Origin of the sequence: Streptomyces sp. NPDC059788 (assembly GCF_042732265.1) — a bacterium.
Taxonomy (GTDB): domain Bacteria; phylum Actinomycetota; class Actinomycetes; order Streptomycetales; family Streptomycetaceae; genus Streptomyces.
In genome coordinates, this window is the sequence record NZ_JBHWHY010000011.1 from 45,603 (window position 1) to 64,451 (window position 18,849).

General features: G+C 70.2%; 21 protein-coding genes. 14 read left to right on the forward strand and 7 right to left on the reverse strand.

What is annotated here, in order from left to right:
- Nucleotides 1-5: 5 nt before the first annotated feature.
- The 7 genes from ACFV57_RS12080 to ACFV57_RS12110 form a co-directional block, all read right to left on the reverse strand.
- Nucleotides 6-1,232, reverse strand: a complete 1,227-nt coding sequence (locus tag ACFV57_RS12080; protein ID WP_385229158.1) for an aminotransferase class V-fold PLP-dependent enzyme — start codon at nt 1,230-1,232, stop codon at nt 6-8.
- On the reverse strand, nt 1,229-2,221 hold the full coding sequence (locus ACFV57_RS12085) for a phosphotriesterase (RefSeq protein ID WP_385229161.1): 993 nt from the start codon (nt 2,219-2,221) through the stop codon (nt 1,229-1,231). Before ACFV57_RS12085 ends, ACFV57_RS12080 begins: the two co-directional genes overlap by 4 nt.
- A 33-nt stretch (nt 2,222-2,254) precedes the next feature.
- Complete coding sequence (locus ACFV57_RS12090) at nt 2,255-3,655, reverse strand: YhfT family protein (protein ID WP_385229164.1); 1,401 nt, start codon at nt 3,653-3,655, stop codon at nt 2,255-2,257.
- Between the two features lie 90 nt (nt 3,656-3,745).
- Nucleotides 3,746-4,102, reverse strand: coding sequence for a DUF2620 family protein (locus ACFV57_RS12095; RefSeq protein ID WP_385229167.1), 357 nt, complete (start codon nt 4,100-4,102; stop codon nt 3,746-3,748).
- Nucleotides 4,099-4,470, reverse strand: coding sequence for a PRD domain-containing protein (locus ACFV57_RS12100; RefSeq protein WP_385229170.1), 372 nt, complete (start codon nt 4,468-4,470; stop codon nt 4,099-4,101). Before ACFV57_RS12100 ends, ACFV57_RS12095 begins: the two co-directional genes overlap by 4 nt.
- Nucleotides 4,471-4,670: 200 nt before the next feature.
- Nucleotides 4,671-5,618, reverse strand: a complete 948-nt coding sequence (gene yhfZ, locus ACFV57_RS12105; protein ID WP_385229173.1) for a GntR family transcriptional regulator YhfZ — start codon at nt 5,616-5,618, stop codon at nt 4,671-4,673.
- A 263-nt stretch (nt 5,619-5,881) separates the two neighbouring features.
- Nucleotides 5,882-6,760: a methyltransferase domain-containing protein gene (locus ACFV57_RS12110; RefSeq protein WP_385229176.1), complete on the reverse strand. Its 879-nt coding sequence runs from the start codon at nt 6,758-6,760 to the stop codon at nt 5,882-5,884.
- 810 nt (nt 6,761-7,570) lie between these two features.
- Between ACFV57_RS12110 and ACFV57_RS12115 the strand changes: the two genes are divergently transcribed.
- The 14 genes from ACFV57_RS12115 (at nt 7,571) to ACFV57_RS12180 (ending at nt 18,655) form a co-directional block, all read left to right on the forward strand.
- A complete protein-coding gene (locus tag ACFV57_RS12115; RefSeq protein WP_003980231.1) occupies nt 7,571-8,161 on the forward strand; it encodes a hypothetical protein in 591 nt (196 codons plus the stop codon).
- Nucleotides 8,162-8,316: 155 nt separating this feature from the next.
- Nucleotides 8,317-8,757 (forward strand): 30S ribosomal protein S16, encoded by a 441-nt coding sequence (rpsP, locus tag ACFV57_RS12120; protein WP_385229179.1) that lies wholly within the window; start codon nt 8,317-8,319, stop codon nt 8,755-8,757.
- A gap of 2 nt (nt 8,758-8,759) precedes the next feature.
- Complete coding sequence (locus ACFV57_RS12125) at nt 8,760-8,999, forward strand: RNA-binding protein (RefSeq protein WP_003980229.1); 240 nt, start codon at nt 8,760-8,762, stop codon at nt 8,997-8,999.
- A gap of 196 nt (nt 9,000-9,195) precedes the next feature.
- The gene (rimM, locus tag ACFV57_RS12130; protein ID WP_385229183.1) at nt 9,196-9,750 is read left to right on the forward strand and encodes a ribosome maturation factor RimM; all 555 of its coding nucleotides are present in this window, start codon (nt 9,196-9,198) and stop codon (nt 9,748-9,750) included.
- A complete protein-coding gene (gene trmD / locus ACFV57_RS12135) occupies nt 9,750-10,559 on the forward strand; it encodes a tRNA (guanosine(37)-N1)-methyltransferase TrmD (protein ID WP_385229186.1) in 810 nt (269 codons plus the stop codon). Before rimM ends, trmD begins: the two co-directional genes overlap by 1 nt.
- A 132-nt stretch (nt 10,560-10,691) precedes the next feature.
- Nucleotides 10,692-11,039, forward strand: a complete 348-nt coding sequence (rplS, locus tag ACFV57_RS12140; RefSeq protein ID WP_003980226.1) for a 50S ribosomal protein L19 — start codon at nt 10,692-10,694, stop codon at nt 11,037-11,039.
- A 399-nt stretch (nt 11,040-11,438) separates the two neighbouring features.
- A complete protein-coding gene (gene lepB, locus ACFV57_RS12145; protein ID WP_385229486.1) occupies nt 11,439-12,182 on the forward strand; it encodes a signal peptidase I in 744 nt (247 codons plus the stop codon).
- The gene (gene lepB / locus ACFV57_RS12150) at nt 12,175-13,374 is read left to right on the forward strand and encodes a signal peptidase I (RefSeq protein WP_385229189.1); all 1,200 of its coding nucleotides are present in this window, start codon (nt 12,175-12,177) and stop codon (nt 13,372-13,374) included. Before lepB (ACFV57_RS12145) ends, lepB (ACFV57_RS12150) begins: the two co-directional genes overlap by 8 nt.
- Nucleotides 13,316-14,335 (forward strand): signal peptidase I, encoded by a 1,020-nt coding sequence (gene lepB, locus ACFV57_RS12155; protein WP_385229489.1) that lies wholly within the window; start codon nt 13,316-13,318, stop codon nt 14,333-14,335. Before lepB (ACFV57_RS12150) ends, lepB (ACFV57_RS12155) begins: the two co-directional genes overlap by 59 nt.
- A 128-nt stretch (nt 14,336-14,463) precedes the next feature.
- Nucleotides 14,464-15,192, forward strand: coding sequence for a signal peptidase I (gene lepB / locus ACFV57_RS12160; protein ID WP_385229192.1), 729 nt, complete (start codon nt 14,464-14,466; stop codon nt 15,190-15,192).
- Nucleotides 15,193-15,196: 4 nt separating this feature from the next.
- The gene (locus tag ACFV57_RS12165) at nt 15,197-15,715 is read left to right on the forward strand and encodes an NUDIX hydrolase (protein ID WP_385229492.1); all 519 of its coding nucleotides are present in this window, start codon (nt 15,197-15,199) and stop codon (nt 15,713-15,715) included.
- 38 nt (nt 15,716-15,753) lie between these two features.
- Nucleotides 15,754-16,062, forward strand: coding sequence for a DUF2469 domain-containing protein (locus tag ACFV57_RS12170; protein ID WP_384984672.1), 309 nt, complete (start codon nt 15,754-15,756; stop codon nt 16,060-16,062).
- Between the two features lie 605 nt (nt 16,063-16,667).
- A complete protein-coding gene (locus ACFV57_RS12175; RefSeq protein ID WP_385229495.1) occupies nt 16,668-17,039 on the forward strand; it encodes a YraN family protein in 372 nt (123 codons plus the stop codon).
- The gene (locus tag ACFV57_RS12180) at nt 17,039-18,655 is read left to right on the forward strand and encodes a YifB family Mg chelatase-like AAA ATPase (protein ID WP_385229195.1); all 1,617 of its coding nucleotides are present in this window, start codon (nt 17,039-17,041) and stop codon (nt 18,653-18,655) included. Before ACFV57_RS12175 ends, ACFV57_RS12180 begins: the two co-directional genes overlap by 1 nt.
- Nucleotides 18,656-18,849: the final 194 nt, after the last annotated feature.

Sequence of the window (18,849 nt, forward strand, 5' to 3'; positions counted from 1 at the left end):
GGCGGTCAGCCCCCTTCCCGCTGGTCGGCGGGGGCGTGCGGAGCGCGGGTGAGAGGCGGGGCGGTGGAGCCAGGGGCAGGTGCGAGCGGGGATGTGAGACCGCGCGCACGGACGGGGCCCTCGGCGGCGGCACCGCACACGTCACACAGCGCGCGGCGAAGGATGTCGATCACCAGGTCCGCGCCGGCTCGCATCGGGTTGATCCGCACCGTCCAGTCGGCGAGCTCCGGCGCGTCCTCCAGAGCGGAGCCGGACATCCGGTAGAAGAGCGGAGCGATCTCGTACCGGGAGTTGGAACCGACGGGATACGGAGCGGCGCCGTACCGCGCGGCGGCGGCCGGCAACGCGCGGGCCACGGGCCGGTCCAGCCTCAGCAGCACACACCGGTCCTGGACATTGGCGATCCGCACCTCGGCGACACCAGGCACTTCCCCGGCCGCCAGTCGCTCCGCGACCTCGGCACCCGTTCTGGACTGGACGGCCCACATCACCGGAACATGACTGAGCGCCCGCAGCGCCTCCAGTGCCTGGTGCCCCTGCACCTGGCCGCCCCCGGAGTAGTTGTCGTCATGCACGCGCTGCACCAGATCCCGTGAGCCGACGACCGCTCCCACGCCCTCCGGGCCGTGCAGCTTGAAGAGCGAGAAGCAGGAGGCGGCGGCGCCCAGTTCCACCCCGCAGGCCGGAACACGCAGGACCGCGTAGTTGTCGTCCACGACGGTGCGCACGCCGGCGGCCCGGCAGACGGCGAGCACCTCGCCCGGATCGTGGGAGTCCGCCGCCCGCTGCCGGGTGTGCTGCACGAACGCCCACCGGAACCGGCCGGATGCCAGTGCCCGGTCCAACGCCGCGCGGTCGTCGAAGTCCGCTTCGACGGTCTCCACCCCCAGCCCGCGCAGGGTGACGCCGGTAGTGCGGTAGGGCGGCGCGCGGTGCACGAGCAACGGATCACCCGCGCCGAGCACGGCACCGAGCGCGGCCCGGATGGCGCCCGTGCCGGCGCCCTGCACCAGCGCCGCGGCGGGAGCCCCGAAGAAGTCCGCGAGGACGGCCTCGACCCGTGCGGTGGTACGCGGACGCCCCAACCCCGGCAGCACCCCCGCATCCGCCTCGAAGAGCTGCCCACCCTCGAAATGCCGGGCCACGCACTCCACCAGCCGGAACTGATTCGCCACCGCGTCCTCCACCGCCACCGTCGGCAACGGGAACGTCCTGGGCAGCCGCACCCTCATGCCAACGCCTCCTTTCCCGCCCGGTCACGGAGATCGGCCGTACCGCTCCCGGCTGTTCCGTCGTCCCCGCCCGTGAGGAAGCGCAGCGGGTTGCGGCGGGTCAGCAGATCGATCAGCTCCTCGTCGGCCCCGGCCGCCCGCACGCGCGGCAGGAACGAGCGGAAGAGATGCCCGTACCCCTGGCCGCCCTCGCCGACCAGATAGCAGTGCCGGGAGATGTCGCAGCTGAGCAGTACGCGGTCGGCGTGCCCGGCGTCCAGCAGCGCCAGCAGCAGCCGCAGGCGGGCCGTGTCGCTCTGGTAGCTCTCCTTGCCGACGGTGTCGAAAGCGACGTACGCGCCCGCCGCCGCCAGCTCCCGATGGGCCACCGGATCGTCGAGCAGATCCTGATGCCCGATGCTGATCCGCTGTGGTGCCAGACCGGCCGCGGTCAGCAGCTCCAACTGGGCGAGGCCGCCGCGCCCCAACTGGGTGTGGGTCGCCAGCGACAGCCCGGTCGCGACAGCGGCACGGGCAGCCGCGGTGAGCGTACGGACCTCCGGATCGCTCGGCGCCTCACCATGGCTGCCCGCTTCCCCTACGACGCCGGGGAGGACGCGGTCGTCACCCGGCCCGCTCGCGATCTCCTCGATCAGGGCATCCGCCAGTTCCTCGACGCTCGCGCCGTCCACCTCGGCCGGGTGGAACGCCTCATGATACCAACCGGTGCCCGCGACGACCGCCACCCCCGACTCCCGGGAGATACGGGCCAGCGTCGCGAAGTCCCGCCCCATGCCGCGGCAAGTCAGCTCGATCACGAGCGACAGCCCGAACCCCTCCCGGAGATCGGCGAGTTCATCGGCGATCGCCGCGGCGTGCCGAGCCTTCAGTAAGGCGGCGCGGTCGGCCGAACGGGTGAGGTCGAGAGCCAGGTGTTCGTGGGCGAGCACGGGCCCCTGCACGGCGGTCGCGGGCAGTGGCCCGGTGACGGTTCGAAGCGGAGAGTTCATGACGTACTGCCTTCCTGGCGCCCCGCGCGCCTGTCAGCCTTTGACCGGGGTGAAGAGGTGCAGCCAGTGGAGGAGGTTGAGGACGATGCCGGTGACGACGACCGCGGCGGGGGCGGCCGCCATCCGGATCACCACCCGGCCCACCGCCTCGTTGAACAGGTAGAGGCCGCCGGCTATCAAGATCCCCAGACCGCCGCCCATGGCATTGGCGGCCATCAAGGACCCGAAGAGAATGGCCAGTTGCAGGGTGTCGCCGATGGCGCCGCGCAGGTGCTCGGAGGAATCCCGCACCGAGGGCATCCTGCCCAGCGCTTTGCCGATCCAGCTCAGCGCCAGCACTTCCGCCGCGAAGATCAACGCGCCGCAGGCCGCCGCCGGCCAGGGGCTCGGGAGCAGGTAGCCGACGGGGTAGACGAGGGTGAATCCGACGATGCCGTACGCCCCGGAGGCCAACGCGGTGGTGGCGATCAGGGGGATGAACCCGAAGGCCCGGTAGAAGTCGACCTGCGCGGCTTCCGCGTACTGCCCCTTGGCGATGAGGAAGCTGGTGGCCTCCCCGCCGCCGAACACATGCAACTGGGCCAGTAGACAGATACCGGCGCCCAGCACCATGAACAACGGCAGGTGCCGACGCAGCCGTGCCGCACTGGCGCCGAACAGCGACGCCATCGGGTCCACGTCCCCCGGCACCTCGACGCCGACCTGACCAGCCGCGGCCCCTCGGCCCGTGGCTGTCCCGGTACCCGTGGTTGCCCCGGCCCTCGCGGTGGCTCGGTCCGCTTGGCGCTGCCGTACGTCCTTGGCCACCGCGAACCCGATGAGAAGCAGCACACCGACCGCCATGGCCGGCGCCCCGGCGAAGATGTCGGGCCACACCTTCATCGTCAGCACCACGAGTGCCAGCTCCACCACACCGGCCAGGGCACCGCGCAGCCTTCCGAACTGCCTGGTGATCGCCAGCACCGGGAACAGCGTGAAGAGGTAGAGGATCGGCGTCGCCATCTGTTGCAGGGCCGTCAGGAAGTCGACCGGAAGATCGTGCGCGAGATTGTTGGCGCCGTTCAGACCGAACACGACCACCGCGCCCCACGCGCCGCCCAGCAGCGGCGCGAGCCACTTCTTCGGCGCGAGGATGCCCAGTACGTCGGTGGGCAGGAACAACAGCCACGGATTGAGCACTCCGGAGGAGAGCGCCATCGGCGCGCCCAGGCCGAAGACGAACCCGGCCGAGAGCCCGAAGGACACCGCCGTGGTGGCGCTCCGCGTCGTACGGCCCCGGACGAAGTCGAGCATGAAGGGCCGCACGCCGTCGTTGAACACGGCCAGCGCCAGGTGCGAGAGGAAGGCGGTCAGCGCGCACAGGGCCACGACGGTCAGTTGCTGCGCGAGCGAGAAGTCGAGACCGGTGCTCGCGGCGAGGACGGTGCTGCTCACGGGGTCACTCCTTTGTGCCCTGGCACGTCATCGGGTCGTACGGCCCACGGGGGCCGAGGTCTGCCGGGACCGCGGGCGGGTCCGGCACGGTCAGCTGCGGGCGGTGATGGCTTCGGCCAGAGCGGGCGTGACCGCGTCGATCTGGTCGACGGCGAAGCCGAACACCTTCTTGCCCTGGTCCAGCAAGGTGTCGATCTCCTCGCCCGAGGGGACCGAGCGGCCGAAGGTGTGGCAGGCCGCGGTGCCCAGGAGGCCGACCAGGAGGCCCAGCGACGCCCCGGCCCCGGTCTGGCAGGTGCCCAGGAAGTAGTCGGCCCGGCCGGCCCGCAGCTGTGCCGCCGCGTCCATGTCGTTGCTGACCACGACCTCGACGCCGTCCAGCGCAAGCCGCTCCAGGGTGCGTGCGACCTCGGCTTTGCCGATACCGCCGGTGAGGATGATCGTCATGGTGTGTCCTCTCGTAGCAGGGCGAGGTGCATCGCCAGGAAGTTGATCTCGGACTCGGGGAGCGGGGAACCGAGGGCACGCTCCACCCGTATGGAGACGGCGCGGGCCCGCCGTACGGCTCGGGGATGCTCGGCAAGCTCTGCGGCCACCAGGTCGTCGGTGCGGAACTCCTCGACCGGCTCACCGTTCTCCAGCCGGGTCAGTGCCATCAGCAGGTGGCTGGTGAGCATTCCCGCGGTTTCTTCGGTGACCGCGCACCCTTCGGCGGCCAGCGCGTCCAGTTCGGCCCGTACGAACCCGGCGATCTCGGGCCGCACCTGACCGCTCTCCACGAAGAGCCGGATCCGCTGCGCGAGCAGGGCTTCCATGACCGTCCCCCTGATTGATCAATAGACACAATCTGTGGCTGGTGGCGTGCAGATGGGGTGCAGCTCCGAGGGAGTGCTGGGGAGCGATGGGAGTACTTGGGCGCAGACGCTGTTGGTGGGGGCAGGCCCCGAGGGCCCGTCGGCACCGACTCTCCTGCTCCCTGCTCCTGGCCGCCCGACAGGGCCGCAATCAATAGGCATCAGTAGGAAGGAATGCGCTCCCCTCGCAAAACCTCGGCCTGCAGACTGGTGACGGCTTCCAGATCGAGCGATGCGCTCACCGCCGTCAGCGCCTCGCTGCCCGCGCTGCGGGCTATCAGCGCCGCGCTGGAACTGCGCGGCGACAGATCGCCGGTGACCTCCTCACCGAGCGGCAGTACATCGACCTCGTCACCGACCTGCCCCTGCACCTCGTCGAGGCTCCAGACGGTGGCATCGGCCCGGCCGTCCGCGAACAGATCGTGGAGCTGTATGAACGAGCTCTCCAGCCACGTCACGTCCTGCCGATCCGCGAACGCCCGCTCGGCCACTGCCCGTTGGTCCTCGGAGGCAGGGTCGACAGCGACCCGGAGGCCGTCCGTTTCGAGCTGGACGCCGTGCCGCAGCAACAGTCCGTGAGCGCCTACGTAGGTGGCCGGCCCCAGATCCGCCACCAGGTCGATCGGGTGCTTCTCCACCAACTGGTCGGCGGCGAAGCGGGACAGCACCGCCAGGTCCACCTTCCCGTCCAGCAGGGCGGCCACCCGTGCGGTGGCACCGCGCATGAAGGTGATCGCGAAGGGCGCGCCGGCCTCCTCGAAGGCGGCCCGCAGCCCGGTGGCCAGGCCCTCGTAACGCCGCGAGTAGGGCAGCGGCATCGCGGCGAGAACGGTCCCCAGCCCGGCGAGGCGCCACAGTATGGCGCGGTCGGCGCGCACCAGGAAGGTGCCGAGGTGTCCGCGGGCCACGGTCTCCATCGCGCCCGCTTCCTCCAGCAGCTGGAGCGCGGCCTGCACCGTCCCGTTGCCGACCCCGAGCTCCGTGGCGAGGTCGCGCACCCGGGGGAGTCGGGCGGCCTCGCCCTCGGTGGGCTGATTGATCAGGAGGGCGGCGAGCCGCCGGGCCGCGTGGCCGTTGCGGGTCAGGAACCGTTCGTCGATGCTGTTCATGCAAACGACAGTAAACAGAATTCTGGATATTGGCGATACCTCGCACGGGTGAATGCCGGGCACGCGATGCTGACCGAGCACGGACACCGGCCCAGCGGCTCCGTCAGGCGCGCCACGGCCCGAAGGCCGGGGCGCCACGGCGGTGGAGTCCTCGCGGAAACGGGTTGAGGGAGGGGACTTCCGGCGGCCAGGGGATCGGAAGGGCCGGAGGGGCAGTGGATCGAAGCAGCGGAGAAGCTAAAGGAGGAGGCGAGCAGTAAGACTCATGTGCGCGCGATGAGATAACGGAACACGTTCGCCATCCACACCGTCCCGTCCGGGCGTTGATGCGGATGCAGTGCCTCGCTCAACTCCTTCTCGACCTGGGCCTGGTCGGTGACCTCCAGTGCCGCGTCGAACAGGCCCGTGGACAGCAGCCCGCGCACCGCGCTCGGCAGGCTGCCGTAGCCGAACGGGCAGGCCACCCGCCCCGACCCGTCGGGCCGCAGCCCCGCGCGATCGGCCAGATCCTCAAGGTCGTCCCGGCCGCTCGGCCGCCAGCCGCCCGCCGTGCGCAGCGGATCCGCCAGCCGCTGGGCCACCCGCAGCACGCTCGCCGTGGCGCACCGCTCCACGGGGCCCCAGCCGCCCAGCACCACGGGACTGCCGCGCTCCGTGAGCCCGGCGGCTGTCACCAACGAAGCCGTCAGACCCTCGATGCTGCTGACGCAGCCCACCGGGTGAAAGGCCGTCACCAGGTTGAACGCCGTGCCGCCGGCGTCGGCCGCCGCCCGCTCGGCGTCGCCGCAGGCGAGCGCCATGGCGCGCGGCCCGTCGTCGTGACCCTCGCGCGAAGAGTCGGGAGTCAGCCGTTCCCGCGCCAGATCCAGTCGTTCCTTGTCCGCGTCCACACCGCAGACCTGCGCACCACGGGACGCGGCGATCAGCAGTGCGAGCCCGGAACCGCAGCCCAGGCCCAGCAGCCTGGTGTGCGGGCCGACATCCAGCCGGTCGTAGACGGCCTCGTACAGCGGCACCAGCATCCGTTCCTGGATCTCGGCCCAGTCACGGGCGCGCCCACAGAAGTCGGCCGGTGCGGAGGAGTCGTACGAACCGGGAGAGCCGGACTGCCGGAGGTGATGCCGTACGAGCGTGGGTGTCATCGAAAGCGCCCCAATCCGCCGAGAACCCGAAGCTGTCAGTAGTCGATCGCCCCCGTGTCCCGCCCCTGTGTTCGCGTCGTGCGCCCCCGCATTCCAGACAACTCCCCTTCTGTGCCTGAGTCCAGGGGTGCGCCGGGGTTGTCTCCCGAGCGCCCCTCAGTGCGCCGGGGTGCTAATCGGGTCGGTGATGCACGCTGTCGCGCGCGCATCACGCACGACATGGCAAAGGCTCTTGTTCCCGCGCCTCATGCGGGCGGCTGTCCCCCGTCGGCACCAGGCGCTGCCGGGGCGTGGCGTGATCGATGGCGGCGGCGCAGCGTGATCGCGACGGTCGTGGAGGCCGCCCGGGGCCCGCCCGGAAATCCTTCGGAGGCGGTCGCTGTGAGGTCGTGCCCGTACTCATCCCCGCATTCGAGCCCCGCGGACCCCCCGCTTCGCGCCCCGCGTAGCCCCGAACCACCGGGCGGGGAGCGATCGTACGGTGTCTGCACATCGAGGGCGAGCCGCTGCCCGGTGCGGACGAACCGACCGGTAGCATCGCGTTCGTCGCGCGCGCCACCGAGCCCCACCGGGTTCCACCGGTGTCACGTCGCGACCCATGGGCCACGGTTGCCCCGGCGCGTACACATCTTTTACGCGCCGGGGCGTACGCGCGGGTACGTCCCGGCTTGCCGCCTGACGCGCGCCTTCTCCGCAGTTCTGCGCACACGCCGTCCTCGAAACCCATGACCAGAAACTGACCGGTACGTGCAAATTATTTGAGATGCCCCGTAATCGGAACACTGGATGGGCCCGGCTCGTTGTCACGACGTGAGCACGACACCGCCTGTTCTCGCCGCCGAGCTGGCGCTCGCGTGGGCCGACATTCAACGGCACCACCCCGAGCTGCCGGACCTGGCCGCGCCCGAGTCCTTGATCGGAGAGTCCTCGTCCGCCTGTGGGGCCGAGCTCTCCTTCGAACGGCTGCTGCACGAGGCAGTCCACGGCATCGCCGCCGCGCGCGGCGTCCGCGACACCTCACGTGCCGGCCGTTACCACAACCGTCGATTCCTCGCGATTGCCGAGGAGTTGGGCCTCGATCACGTCGACGAGCCGCACCCGAGCAGCGGCTTCTCACTGGTCACGCTCAACCCCGAGGCCAGAAGGCGCTACCGCCCCACCATCGAGCGGCTCGCCAGAGCCCTCAAGGCGCACTCCGCCGCGACCACGGCCGACAGTGCCCGCAGCTTCCGGGGTCCGGCCGCCCGGCACGGCTCGTCAGGTGGTGGTGTGCGCGTCAAGGCCGTATGTGATTGCGGCAGGAATGTCCGGGTTGTCCCGTCCGTGCTGGCCCAGGCGCCCATCGTCTGTGGCGGCTGCGGCAAGCCGTTCCGTATTCCCGAGGTGGCCGCGGTCGGCTGACCTGGAGGGGTGTGGCACAATGGCTAGCTGTACTCGACAGTCGCACAGGACCCCTCTCTCCTCCGGCTGACGCGTCCATCGGGCACCCGAGTACCGCAACCCCACGTGGCATCCCGTTGTGCCCAACCACGTCAAGACCAGGAGACACCACTCCCGTGGCAGTCAAGATCAAGCTGAAGCGTCTGGGCAAGATCCGCGCGCCTCACTACCGCATCATCATCGCCGACTCCCGTACCCGCCGTGACGGCCGGGCCATCGAGGAGATCGGTCTGTACCACCCGGTGCAGAACCCGTCGCGCATCGAGGTCGACTCCGAGCGTGTCCAGTACTGGCTGGGTGTCGGCGCGCAGCCGACCGAGCCCGTCATGGCCATCCTCAAGGTCACCGGCGACTGGCAGAAGTTCAAGGGTCTGCCGGCCCCGGCGCCGATGAAGGTCGCCGAGCCGAAGGCCGACAAGAGCGCCCTGTTCGAGGCCCTGGCCAAGGACGCCGGCGACGAGCCGAAGGGTGAGGCGATCACCCCGAAGGCGAAGAAGGCTGACAAGAAGGCGGACGAGGCCGAGGCCGAGTCCACCTCCGAGTCGACCGAGTCCTGATCATGCTCGAGGAGGCCCTCGAGCACCTCGTAAAGGGCATCGTCGACAACCCCGACGACGTGCAGGTCGCCTCGCGCACCCTGCGTCGCGGGCGCGTGCTGGAGGTCCGGGTCCACCCCGACGACCTCGGCAAGGTGATCGGCCGCAACGGCCGCACCGCGCGTGCCCTGCGGACGGTCGTAGGCGCCATCGGCGGTCGTGGCATCCGGGTCGACCTCGTCGACGTGGACCAGGTTCGCTGAGCAGAACCGGGGCACCGGGGTACTCCCCGGACCAGGCAGTACCGGCACGGGCCGGGGAGGGCTACGGCTCGCCCCGGCCCGCTGTCATAGGCGTCTGCGACGATGCCCGTATGACCGTAACCACCGATTGAAGAACCACGACGGCAAGGACCACCCCCGCGCGAGCGGCGGCGGCCGGCCGCGAAGAGGGGCCACTGTGCAGCTGGTAGTCGCGCGGATCGGCCGCGCCCACGGCATCAAGGGCGAGGTCACCGTCGAGGTGCGTACCGACGAGCCGGAGCTGCGGCTCGCGCCCGGCGCCGTCCTCGCCACGGACCCGCCCGCCACCGGCCCGCTGACCATCGAGACCGGCCGGGTGCACAGCGGGCGCCTGCTGCTGCGCTTCGAGGGCGTCCGCGACCGTACGGGCGCCGAGGCGCTGCGCAACACACTGCTGATCGCGGAGGTCGACCCCGAAGAGGTCCCCGAGGACCCCGAGGAGTTCTACGACCACCAGCTCATCGATCTCGACGTGGTCACCACCGACGGCACGCAGGTCGGGCGCATCGCGGAGATCTCCCACCTGCCCTATCAGGACCTGCTGGTCGTCCGCCGTCCGGACGGCGGCGAGATCCTGATCCCGTTCGTCTCCGAGATCGTGCCGGAGATCGACCTGGCGGAGCAGAAGGCGGTCGTCGACCCTCCGCCCGGCCTGCTCGACGACAGCCAGGCCGAGGTGGCCTCGGCCCGTGACGCGGGCGAGGGCGCGTAATGCGGCTCGACATCGTCACGATCTTCCCGGAGTACCTGGAACCGCTGAACGTCTCCCTGGTCGGCAAGGCACGCGCCCGCGGCCAGCTGGACGTCCGCATCCACGACCTGCGGGAATGGACCCACGACAAGCACAACACCGTCGACGACACGCCGTACGGCGGCGGCCCCGGCATGGTCATGAAGCCCGAGCCGTGGGGCGAGGCGCTGGATGCGGTCATCGACTCCCAGGAGGGCGACCCGGTCATCGTCGTCCCCACGCCGAGCGGCAAACCCTTCACCCAGCAGCTCGCCGTCGAACTCTCCGAGAAGCCCTGGCTGATCTTCACCCCGGCCCGCTACGAGGGCATCGACCGCCGCGTCATCGAGGAGTACGGCGACCGCGTGGACGTACGCGAGGTCTCCATCGGCGACTACGTCCTGGCCGGCGGCGAGGCCCCCGTCCTGGTGATGGTCGAGGCCATCGCCCGGCTGCTGCCCGGCGTCCTGGGCAACTCGGCCTCCCATCAGGACGACTCCTTCGCCCCCGGCGCGATGGCGGACCTCCTGGAGGGCCCCGTCTACACGAAGCCGCCCGAGTGGCGTGGCCGCGGCATCCCCGAGGTGCTGCTCAGCGGCCATCACGGCAAGATCGCCCGCTGGCGCCGGGACGAGGCGTTCCGCCGCACCGACCGCAACCGCCCCGACCTCATCGGGCGCGCGGACCCGTCCGCCTTCGACAAGAAGGACCGAGAGACCCTCTCGATCCTCGGATGGGCCGAGGGAACGGACGGCCGATTTGGGCGTACGAGTGACGCCGTGGAAGAATAGGCAGCTGCTGTGTGCGTCCGGCGCGCGCCCCTGCCACAGGGGGAACGACGTCCGCCCGACGGAACGGCAACCTCATCATCATTTTCCAGTTCCGTTGATGACCTGTGGCATCAACGAAGAAAGCAGTGGGTCATGAACCTCCTCGACTCCGTCGACTCCGCGTCGCTGCGCAGCGACATCCCGGCCTTCCGCCCGGGTGACACCGTCAACGTCCACGTGCGCGTCATCGAGGGCAACCGCTCCCGTGTGCAGCAGTTCAAGGGCGTCGTCATCCGCCGCCAGGGCGCGGGCGTCCGCGAGACCTTCACGGTCCGCAAGGTCAGCTTCTCCGTCGGCGTCGAGCGCACCTTCCCCGTGCACACCCCGATCGTCGAGAAGATCGAGCTGGTGACCCGCGGTGACGTGCGTCGCGCCAAGCTGTACTACCTCCGTGAGCTGCGCGGCAAGGCCGCGAAGATCAAGGAGAAGCGCGACAGCTGAACAGACGTCCGGCGTCCTGGACCGGCCGGATAGGCTCAGGGTCCGATGGACACCGACGCACAGCTTTCGGAGCGCGACCGCTCTCCCGCCCCCACGCAGGGGCCGGAGCAGGGGTCGCGCTCCGCGTGTTTTTCCGGACGCTCGTCCTCCGGGCAGGAGGACGAGGCCGGTCGGCGCGGCCGGGAGGAGGGCCCCGACCTGCGCGCGGAGCCCGAGGAGTCCGAGAAACGATCGGAGCGGTCGGGGCAGCCGTACGGCAAGCCTGTCCCGTCGGTGGAGCCACAGGACCAGCCCGCCCCGTTGACGGAGCCGCAAAGCCGGCTGGACCCGCCGGCCGAGCCGGATGCGTCGGCCAAGCCGGACGCGCCACCGGAGCCCCGAGAAGAGGCCCCCTCGCCCATGGAGGCGCAGGAGGGGGCTCCGCAGCCGCGGAGGTCCCGGATCAGGCGGTTCGGGTCCTGGCTGGGAGCGGGCCTGGTCGCCCTCTGGCACCGGCCCGTTCTGCTGCTCACGGCCTGCGTGGCCTTCGTCCTGCTGATCAGCGCCTTCGTCGTACAGCCCTTCCTGATCCCCAGCTCCTCCATGGAGAACACCCTGCGGGTCGGCGATCGCGTGCTGGTCAACAAGCTGGCGTACCGCTTCGGCGGCGAACCGCGTCGGGGCGACATGATCGTCTTCGACGGCACCGGTTCGTTCCTGCAGAGCGAACCGACGGAGAACCCGGTGACGGGGCTGGTCAGAGGAGCGGGCGCGGCGCTGGGGCTGGCGCAGCCCGCGGCCACCGACTACATCAAGCGTGTGATCGGCGTCGGCGGGGACCGCGTGACCTGCTGCGACAAACGGGGGCAGATCAAGGTGAACGGCAAGCCGGTGGCCGAGGACTACCTGTTTCCAGGGGACGCGCCCTCCTCCGATGCGTTCGACATCGTGGTGCCGGAGGGAAAGCTGTGGGTCATGGGAGACCACCGCGGCAGATCACGTGACTCACGGGACCATCTGGGCGAGCCGGGAGGCGGTACCGTCCCGGTCGGCAAGGTGATCGGCCGTGCCGACTGGATCGCCTGGCCGGTGGGCCACTGGACGACCCTGGACCGCCCGCGTGCCTTCGACGGCATACCGGGCGCGGCAGGTAGCCATGGGTAATCGGGGGCGGCCCAAACACGGGCACCAGGACGCTGCGGGGGCGGACGCGGAAGCGGCGTACGGGAGTGGCTCGTACGAAGCGGACGCGTACGAGGCGTACGTGGGCGGCCCCAACGGGAGCGGGAGTGACCCCACCGGGCGCGGCCCCGACCGGAGCGGCCTCGACGGGGACGGGGGGCGCGGAAACGGGCCGTACGGCTACGGAGCCGATGGCGACTCGGGCACCGTCACGCGTACGACCCGGCGCGCCATCGGAGGACGCGCCGAACGGCGGCGCCAGGCGCGCCGCATCAAACGCCGCAGGCGCCGCTCCTACCTCAAGGAAATACCGATCCTCATAGGCGTGGCCCTGGCCATCGCCCTGGTGCTCAAGACCTTCCTCGTCCAGGCGTTCGTGATCCCGTCGGGCTCCATGGAACAGACCATCCGGATCGGCGACCGCGTTCTGGTCGACAAGCTCACCCCCTGGTTCGGCTCGGAGCCCGAGCGCGGTGACGTGGTCGTCTTCAAGGACCCCGGCAACTGGCTCCAGGGGGAGCAGGTCAAGGCCGCTGACGACCCGGTCGTGGTCAAGCAGGTCAAAGAATTCATGACCTTCATCGGGCTGCTCCCGTCGGCCGACGAGCAGGACCTGATCAAGCGGGTGGTGGCCGTCGGGGGCGATACCGTCAAGTGCTGCGACAAGCAGGGCCGCGTCACGGTCAACGGCACACCGTTGAGCGAACCGTACGTACATCCGGACAATCCGCCCTCGCAGTTCAAATTCGAGGTCAAGGTTCCGGTTGGGCGGATCTTCGTGATGGGTGACCACCGCTCCAATTCGGCGGATTCGCGGTACCACCTGGACGAGCCGTACCGTGGGACGATCTCGGTGGACAGCGTGGTGGGCCGGGCCATCGTCATCGCCTGGCCGGTGGGGCACTGGCGCCGTCTGGAGGAGCCGGACACCTATGCGACCGTGCGCGACGCGCCGGGTGCGAGGGCGACGGCGGGGCATGGGCCGCATAGTGTGTCCCCCGACGGTTTGTCCGTACTCCCGACCCCTGCGGAACTCCCGCTCGTTATGGGAGTGGTGGGCCTGCACCGACTATCGGGCAGGCGGTGGCGTGGAGTAAGGAGTGGATGTGGGGGACTTGGCGGTCGGCGCGCGGTCCGGAACCGAAGAGCCCGAAGAGCCGGCGGGAAACGGTGAGTCCTCAAAGCCCGCTGCGCACGGAGAGCCGGGACGACCGGCGGATCCGGCGCGGGCGGCGGGCCCGGGACAGCCGGCGGGCTCCGGGTGGCCGACCGGCCAGGGGGCCCCGATGGACAAGGAACAGCCGGTGGACGAGGAGGAGAGCGGCAGCGTGAAGAAGGGCAAGAAGCCGCGTGCCTTCTGGAAAGAGCTGCCGATCCTCATCGGAATCGCCTTGGTGCTGGCACTGGTCATCAAGACGTTCCTGGTCCAGGCGTTCTCCATCCCGTCCGACTCGATGCAGGACACCCTGCAGCGCGGTGACCGGGTGCTGGTGGACAAGCTCACCCCCTGGTTCGGCTCCGAGCCGGAACGTGGCGAAGTCGTCGTCTTCCACGACCCGGGCGGCTGGCTGAACGAAGTGGCCACCCCCGAGCCCAACGCGATCCAGCAGGTCCTCAGCTTCATCGGCCTGATGCCCTCGGCCGAGGAGAAGGATCTGATCAAGCGGGTCATCGCGGTCGGCGGCGACACCGTGGAATGCCACGGAACCGGGCCGGTCAAGGTCAACGGCACGCCGCTGAAGGAGGACTCGTACCTCTTCCCCGGCAACACGCCCTGCGGTGACAAGGAAATCGACAAGCTCACCGTGCCCAAGGGCAGCATCTGGGTCATGGGCGACCACCGCCAGGACTCCCTCGACTCGCGCTACCACACGAACCTCAAGGGCAACGGCACGGTCGAGGTCAACCAGGTCGTCGGGCGCGCCTTCACGATCGCCTGGCCGATCAACCGCTGGTCGTGGCTGTCGGTGCCGGACACCTTCGACCAGCCCGCGCTGAACAAGGCTATGGCGGCGACGCCGGCGGCGATGGGGCTCGCGGGCGCGGTGCCGATCGTGATGTGGCGGCGGCGCAGGCGGGCCGCGCGGGCGGCGCAGCCTGTGGAGCGGACGTCGACTGAGCGGGCTTCCGACTGACGGGCTTGCTTGTGCATACGTAGCGGCTCTAATCCCGGCTCATGGTGCTGACTGGGGAACGTACCCCCGGGTAGGGTGCCGTCCCAGATCTTCGACGCGGGCCGCGCTCGCGGGGTGGGAGCGCTGGGATGAGCAGCAGCAAGGAACGTACGGACGACGGCCGCGGCCGGACGACGGGCAGTGTGCTGTCCGGTCTGGCCGTGGCCGTCGGCTGTGTGCTGTTCCTGGGCGGCTTCGTTTGGGGAGCGCTGGTCTACCGCCCCTACACGGTGCCGACCGACTCGATGGCCCCGACGATCGGCGTGGGGGACCGGGTGCTGGCGGAGCAGGTGGACGGATCCGAGGTGCGGCGGGGCGATGTCGTGGTCTTCCGGGACGCGGTGTGGGGCGACGTGCCGATGGTCAAGCGCGTGGTCGGGGTGGGTGGCGACACGGTCGCCTGCTGCAGCAAGGACGGCCGGCTGACGATCAACGGCAAGCCTGTCGAAGAACCGTATCTCCACGCCAAGGGCCCGGCCTCGCCGACCGGCTTCAGCTCCAAGGTCCCGGTGGGGCAGCTGTTTCTCCTCGGCGATCACCGCAACGACTCCCTGGACTCCAGGACACACCTCACGGACGGCGACCACGGCGCCGTGTCGCGCACCGCGGTGGACGCCCGGGTGGATGCCAGGGCCTGGCCGATCGGCAGCATGGGCATGGTGGAACGTCCGCAGAACTTCGCCGCCCTGCCCGGCGGCACATCGCAGCCCGGACCGGTGCGCATCCTCGTTGTCGCGGTCGTCGCCGGAGCGGTGATGATTCTGGGCGGCGCGGCGTACGGGCCGGTGGCGGCACGGAGGAGGCGCAGAAGTGGCTGAAGCGATGGATGAGGCACGCGAGGCGGCCGATGACCTGCCGCTGGAGGCGCGGCAGGTCTCGCGGGTGGTGCTGCTCGACCCCGACGACCGGGTTCTGCTGCTGCACGGCTACGAACCGGGCGATCCGTCCAGTACGTGGTGGTTCACGCCGGGCGGAGGCCTGGAGGGCACGGAGACCCGGGAGGAGGCCGCCCGCAGGGAGCTGGCCGAGGAGACGGGGATCACCGACGTCCGACTGGGGCCGCTGCTGTGGAAACGGCGCTGCTCCTTCCCCTTCGACGGGCGCCGCTGGGATCAGGAGGAGTGGTACTACCTCGCCCGTACCGACGGGACTGCAACCGAGATGTCCGGGCAGACGGATCTTGAGCGACGCAGCGTATCCGGACTGAGGTGGTGGACTTCGGAAGAACTTTCCGCGTCGCATGAGACGGTGTATCCGATGACATTCGCCGAGCTGCTGCGCAGGCTGCTCGACGAAGGGCCCCCTGACGCGCCGGTGCTGCTGGCTACCGAGAGCGTCTGACGCACAATAGGGGGACGCACGGCTGAAGGGGATCTGCCATGAGCGCCGAGGACCTCGAAAAGTACGAGACCGAGATGGAGCTGAAGCTCTACCGGGAGTACCGCGATGTCGTCGGGCTGTTCAAGTACGTGATCGAGACCGAGCGCCGCTTCTATCTCACGAACGACTACGAGATGCAGGTGCACTCCGTGCAGGGCGAGGTCTTCTTCGAGGTCTCGATGGCGGACGCATGGGTCTGGGACATGTACCGGCCGGCGCGTTTCGTGAAGCAGGTGAGGGTGTTGACGTTCAAGGACGTGAACATCGAAGAGCTGAACAAGAGCGATCTGGATCTTCCCGCGAGCTGAGTACGCGCGGAGGGCGGCCGACGCCGGCCCCAGGTCGCTGAGGTGGGTGACGGAGTTATCCACAACCGTCTGGTTGTCCACCAAGATCCAACAGAACGTGGCTGAAGCGTCACAGTCGGTGCCGGAGGTGGTGCCGAGTGAACGCGACAGATGAGGAAAATCCTCGGACGAGCGCAGGTGGAAGCGGCTCGGAGGACTGTAATGGTGCTCCGCGGGGCCGGAGGGGCGCTCCGCGGGGTCGGGAGAGCGCGGTACGGGCCCGAGCGGGGGTACGAGGGCCTGGCGAAGGCCGGCCACCGGCCGGAGAAGGCCTACCGCGGGCCCGGGAAGACAGGCAATCGGGCCGGGTGGACGGGCAGCCGGTCCGGGAAAACGGGCAGGCTGGCCAGGCAGGCGGGCAGCCGGGCCAGGTAGACGGGCAGTGGGGCCGGGCAGGTGGGCGGTCGGCCCGGGGAGGCCGGGAGCCGGTTCAGGACAGCTCGTCGCGAGTCCGGGGCGGCCGGGTGATCGCGAGCTACGGAGACGGCCTGTCCGCCCTCGCCCCGAGCGGGCCCCGGAACAGCCGTCGCCCCCGGCATCCCGCCGCGAAGGCCACAGCTCCCGAGATCCCGCACGGCACAACCGCGCGACGGGCGCTCGGGCGATACGGCGAAGATCTGGCGGCACGCCACCTGACCTCGGTCGGTATGCGCATCCTGGACCGTAACTGGCGCTGTCAGGACGGCGAGGTCGACATCGTGGCCGCCGACGGCGACGCGCTGGTGCTCTGCGAGGTCAAAGCCCGTCGTGCGAGTTCCTACGAACATCCGATGGCGGCCGTACGGCCCGAAAAAGCCGCCCGCCTCCTCCATCTGGCCGAACGCTGGCTGGAGCAGCACGGCGACCCGCCGCCCGGCGGGGTCCGCATCGACGTGGTCGGCGTGCTGCTGCCCACCCGCGGCGCACCGCTCCTGGAGCACGTCCGGGGGGTGACCTGATGGGATTCGCCCGTACGTGCTCGGTCGCGCTCGTCGGGGTCGAGGGTGTGGTCGTCGAGGTCCAGGCGGACCTGGAACCAGGAGTGGCCGCCTTCACTCTGGTCGGACTGCCTGACAAGAGCCTGATCGAATCGCGGGACAGGGTGCGGGCCGCGGTCGTGAATTCTGGCGGTGAATGGCCGCAGAAGAAGCTCACCGTCGGCCTCAGCCCGGCCTCCGTTCCCAAGAGCGGCAGTGGATTCGATCTCGCAGTGGCCTGCGCGGTGCTCGGCGCGGCGGAACGGATCGATCCGCGTGAGCTGTCCGATCTCGTCATGATCGGAGAGCTGGGGCTGGACGGCCGCGTCCGGCCGGTGCGCGGAGTCCTCCCGGCCGTCCTGGCCGCGGCCGACGCCGGATACCGCCAGGTCGTCGTACCGGAAAAAACCGTGGCCGAGGCCTCGCTCGTCCCCGGCGTCTCCGTCCTCGGCGTACGCAGCCTCAGGCAACTGATCGCGGTGCTCACCGACGAGCCGGTGCCCGAGGAGGAGGACGAGAGCGCGGCAGCCGAAGGACGTCCGGATTCGCTGCTGGCGGGACTGGTCGTACCAGGCAGTGGTGTCGGCACGGAGCGGATGTACGACGATCGCTTGCCCGACCTGTCGGACGTCGCCGGACAGCACGGTCCGCGAAGAGCTCTGGAGGTAGCGGCGGCCGGGCGTCACCACATCTTCTTCCTGGGCCCGCCAGGAGCCGGGAAAACCCTCCTGGCCGAACGCCTGCCCGGGCTGCTGCCGCGCCTCTCGCCGAAGGAGTCCCTGGAGGTGACCGCGGTGCATTCGGTGGCCGGCGCCCTGCCGCCAGGACAGCCCCTGGTGGACCGCCCGCCGTACTGCGCGCCCCACCACAGCGCGACCATGGCCTCGCTGGTGGGCGGCGGCAGCGGCCTGCCCAGGCCGGGCGCCGTGTCGCTTGCTCACAACGGAGTTCTGTTTCTCGACGAAGCGGCCGAGTGCAACGCCCGAGTCCTGGACGCTTTGCGCCAACCGCTCGAATCGGGATACGTGGTGGTCGCACGGGCGGCCGGGATGATGCGCATGCCGGCGAAGTTCCTGCTGGCCCTCGCCGCCAACCCTTGCCCCTGCGGACGCCACGGCACCCTCGGAGGCGGCTGCGAATGCCGTCCCTCCACCATCCGGCGCTACCGTGCCCGGCTGTCGGGTCCTCTGATGGATCGCGTCGACCTGCGGGTGGCAGTGGAGCCCGTTGCCCGTTCCGAACTGCTTTCGCTGACCCAGGGCGCCGAATCCACCGCGGAAGTTGCCGAACGGGTACGAGCCGCCCGCGACCGCGCCGCAGCCCGCCTCGCCGGTACGCCGTGGAACACCAACAGCGAGATCCCCGGCCACGAATTGCGTACGCGCTGGCAGATGGCTCCGGGAGCGATAGCGCAGGCAGAACGTGACCTGGAAACCGGCCTCCTGACGGCCCGAGGCATGGACCGCGTACTCCGGGTCGCCTGGACCTCCGCCGACCTCGCCGGCCACGACCGCCCCACGGGGGAAGACATCAACTGGGCCTTGGAACTGCGTACAGGCATCAGACGGGGCGTACCTATGACATCGGGGTCGAGGTGAGTTGAGGGCTGGGGGTTGGGCCGGACGACCGGGGCTGAGCGGTGGGAAGCGTGCCCCGGCTGGCGCGGTACGGCACGGCTGGCAGGCGTGGAAGGTATGGCGCGCCGGGGGATTAGGGGGACCCTGCAGCAGTGTGGGGGAGCGTCGTATGAACCTCGCCCTCCGGAGAGGACCACCGTCTCACGAGCACCTAC

What these genes read in the sequence shown, in the direction of transcription:
- ACFV57_RS12170 (WP_384984672.1), top strand. Translation starts at nt 15,754, where the DNA reads ATGAGCGCCGAGGACCTCGAAAAGTACGAGACCGAGATGGAGCTGAAG.
- ACFV57_RS12100 (WP_385229170.1), bottom strand. Translation starts at nt 4,470, where the DNA reads ATGGAAGCCCTGCTCGCGCAGCGGATCCGGCTCTTCGTGGAGAGCGGT.
- rplS (WP_003980226.1), top strand. Translation starts at nt 10,692, where the DNA reads ATGAACCTCCTCGACTCCGTCGACTCCGCGTCGCTGCGCAGCGACATC.
- ACFV57_RS12085 (WP_385229161.1), bottom strand. Translation starts at nt 2,221, where the DNA reads ATGAACTCTCCGCTTCGAACCGTCACCGGGCCACTGCCCGCGACCGCC.
- ACFV57_RS12080 (WP_385229158.1), bottom strand. Translation starts at nt 1,232, where the DNA reads ATGAGGGTGCGGCTGCCCAGGACGTTCCCGTTGCCGACGGTGGCGGTG.
- lepB (WP_385229189.1), top strand. Translation starts at nt 12,175, where the DNA reads ATGGGTAATCGGGGGCGGCCCAAACACGGGCACCAGGACGCTGCGGGG.
- ACFV57_RS12125 (WP_003980229.1), top strand. Translation starts at nt 8,760, where the DNA reads ATGCTCGAGGAGGCCCTCGAGCACCTCGTAAAGGGCATCGTCGACAAC.
- ACFV57_RS12165 (WP_385229492.1), top strand. Translation starts at nt 15,197, where the DNA reads ATGGATGAGGCACGCGAGGCGGCCGATGACCTGCCGCTGGAGGCGCGG.
- yhfZ (WP_385229173.1), bottom strand. Translation starts at nt 5,618, where the DNA reads ATGAACAGCATCGACGAACGGTTCCTGACCCGCAACGGCCACGCGGCC.
- ACFV57_RS12110 (WP_385229176.1), bottom strand. Translation starts at nt 6,760, where the DNA reads ATGACACCCACGCTCGTACGGCATCACCTCCGGCAGTCCGGCTCTCCC.
- lepB (WP_385229486.1), top strand. Translation starts at nt 11,439, where the DNA reads ATGGAGGCGCAGGAGGGGGCTCCGCAGCCGCGGAGGTCCCGGATCAGG.
- trmD (WP_385229186.1), top strand. Translation starts at nt 9,750, where the DNA reads ATGCGGCTCGACATCGTCACGATCTTCCCGGAGTACCTGGAACCGCTG.
- ACFV57_RS12180 (WP_385229195.1), top strand. Translation starts at nt 17,039, where the DNA reads ATGGGATTCGCCCGTACGTGCTCGGTCGCGCTCGTCGGGGTCGAGGGT.
- ACFV57_RS12095 (WP_385229167.1), bottom strand. Translation starts at nt 4,102, where the DNA reads ATGACGATCATCCTCACCGGCGGTATCGGCAAAGCCGAGGTCGCACGC.
- lepB (WP_385229192.1), top strand. Translation starts at nt 14,464, where the DNA reads ATGAGCAGCAGCAAGGAACGTACGGACGACGGCCGCGGCCGGACGACG.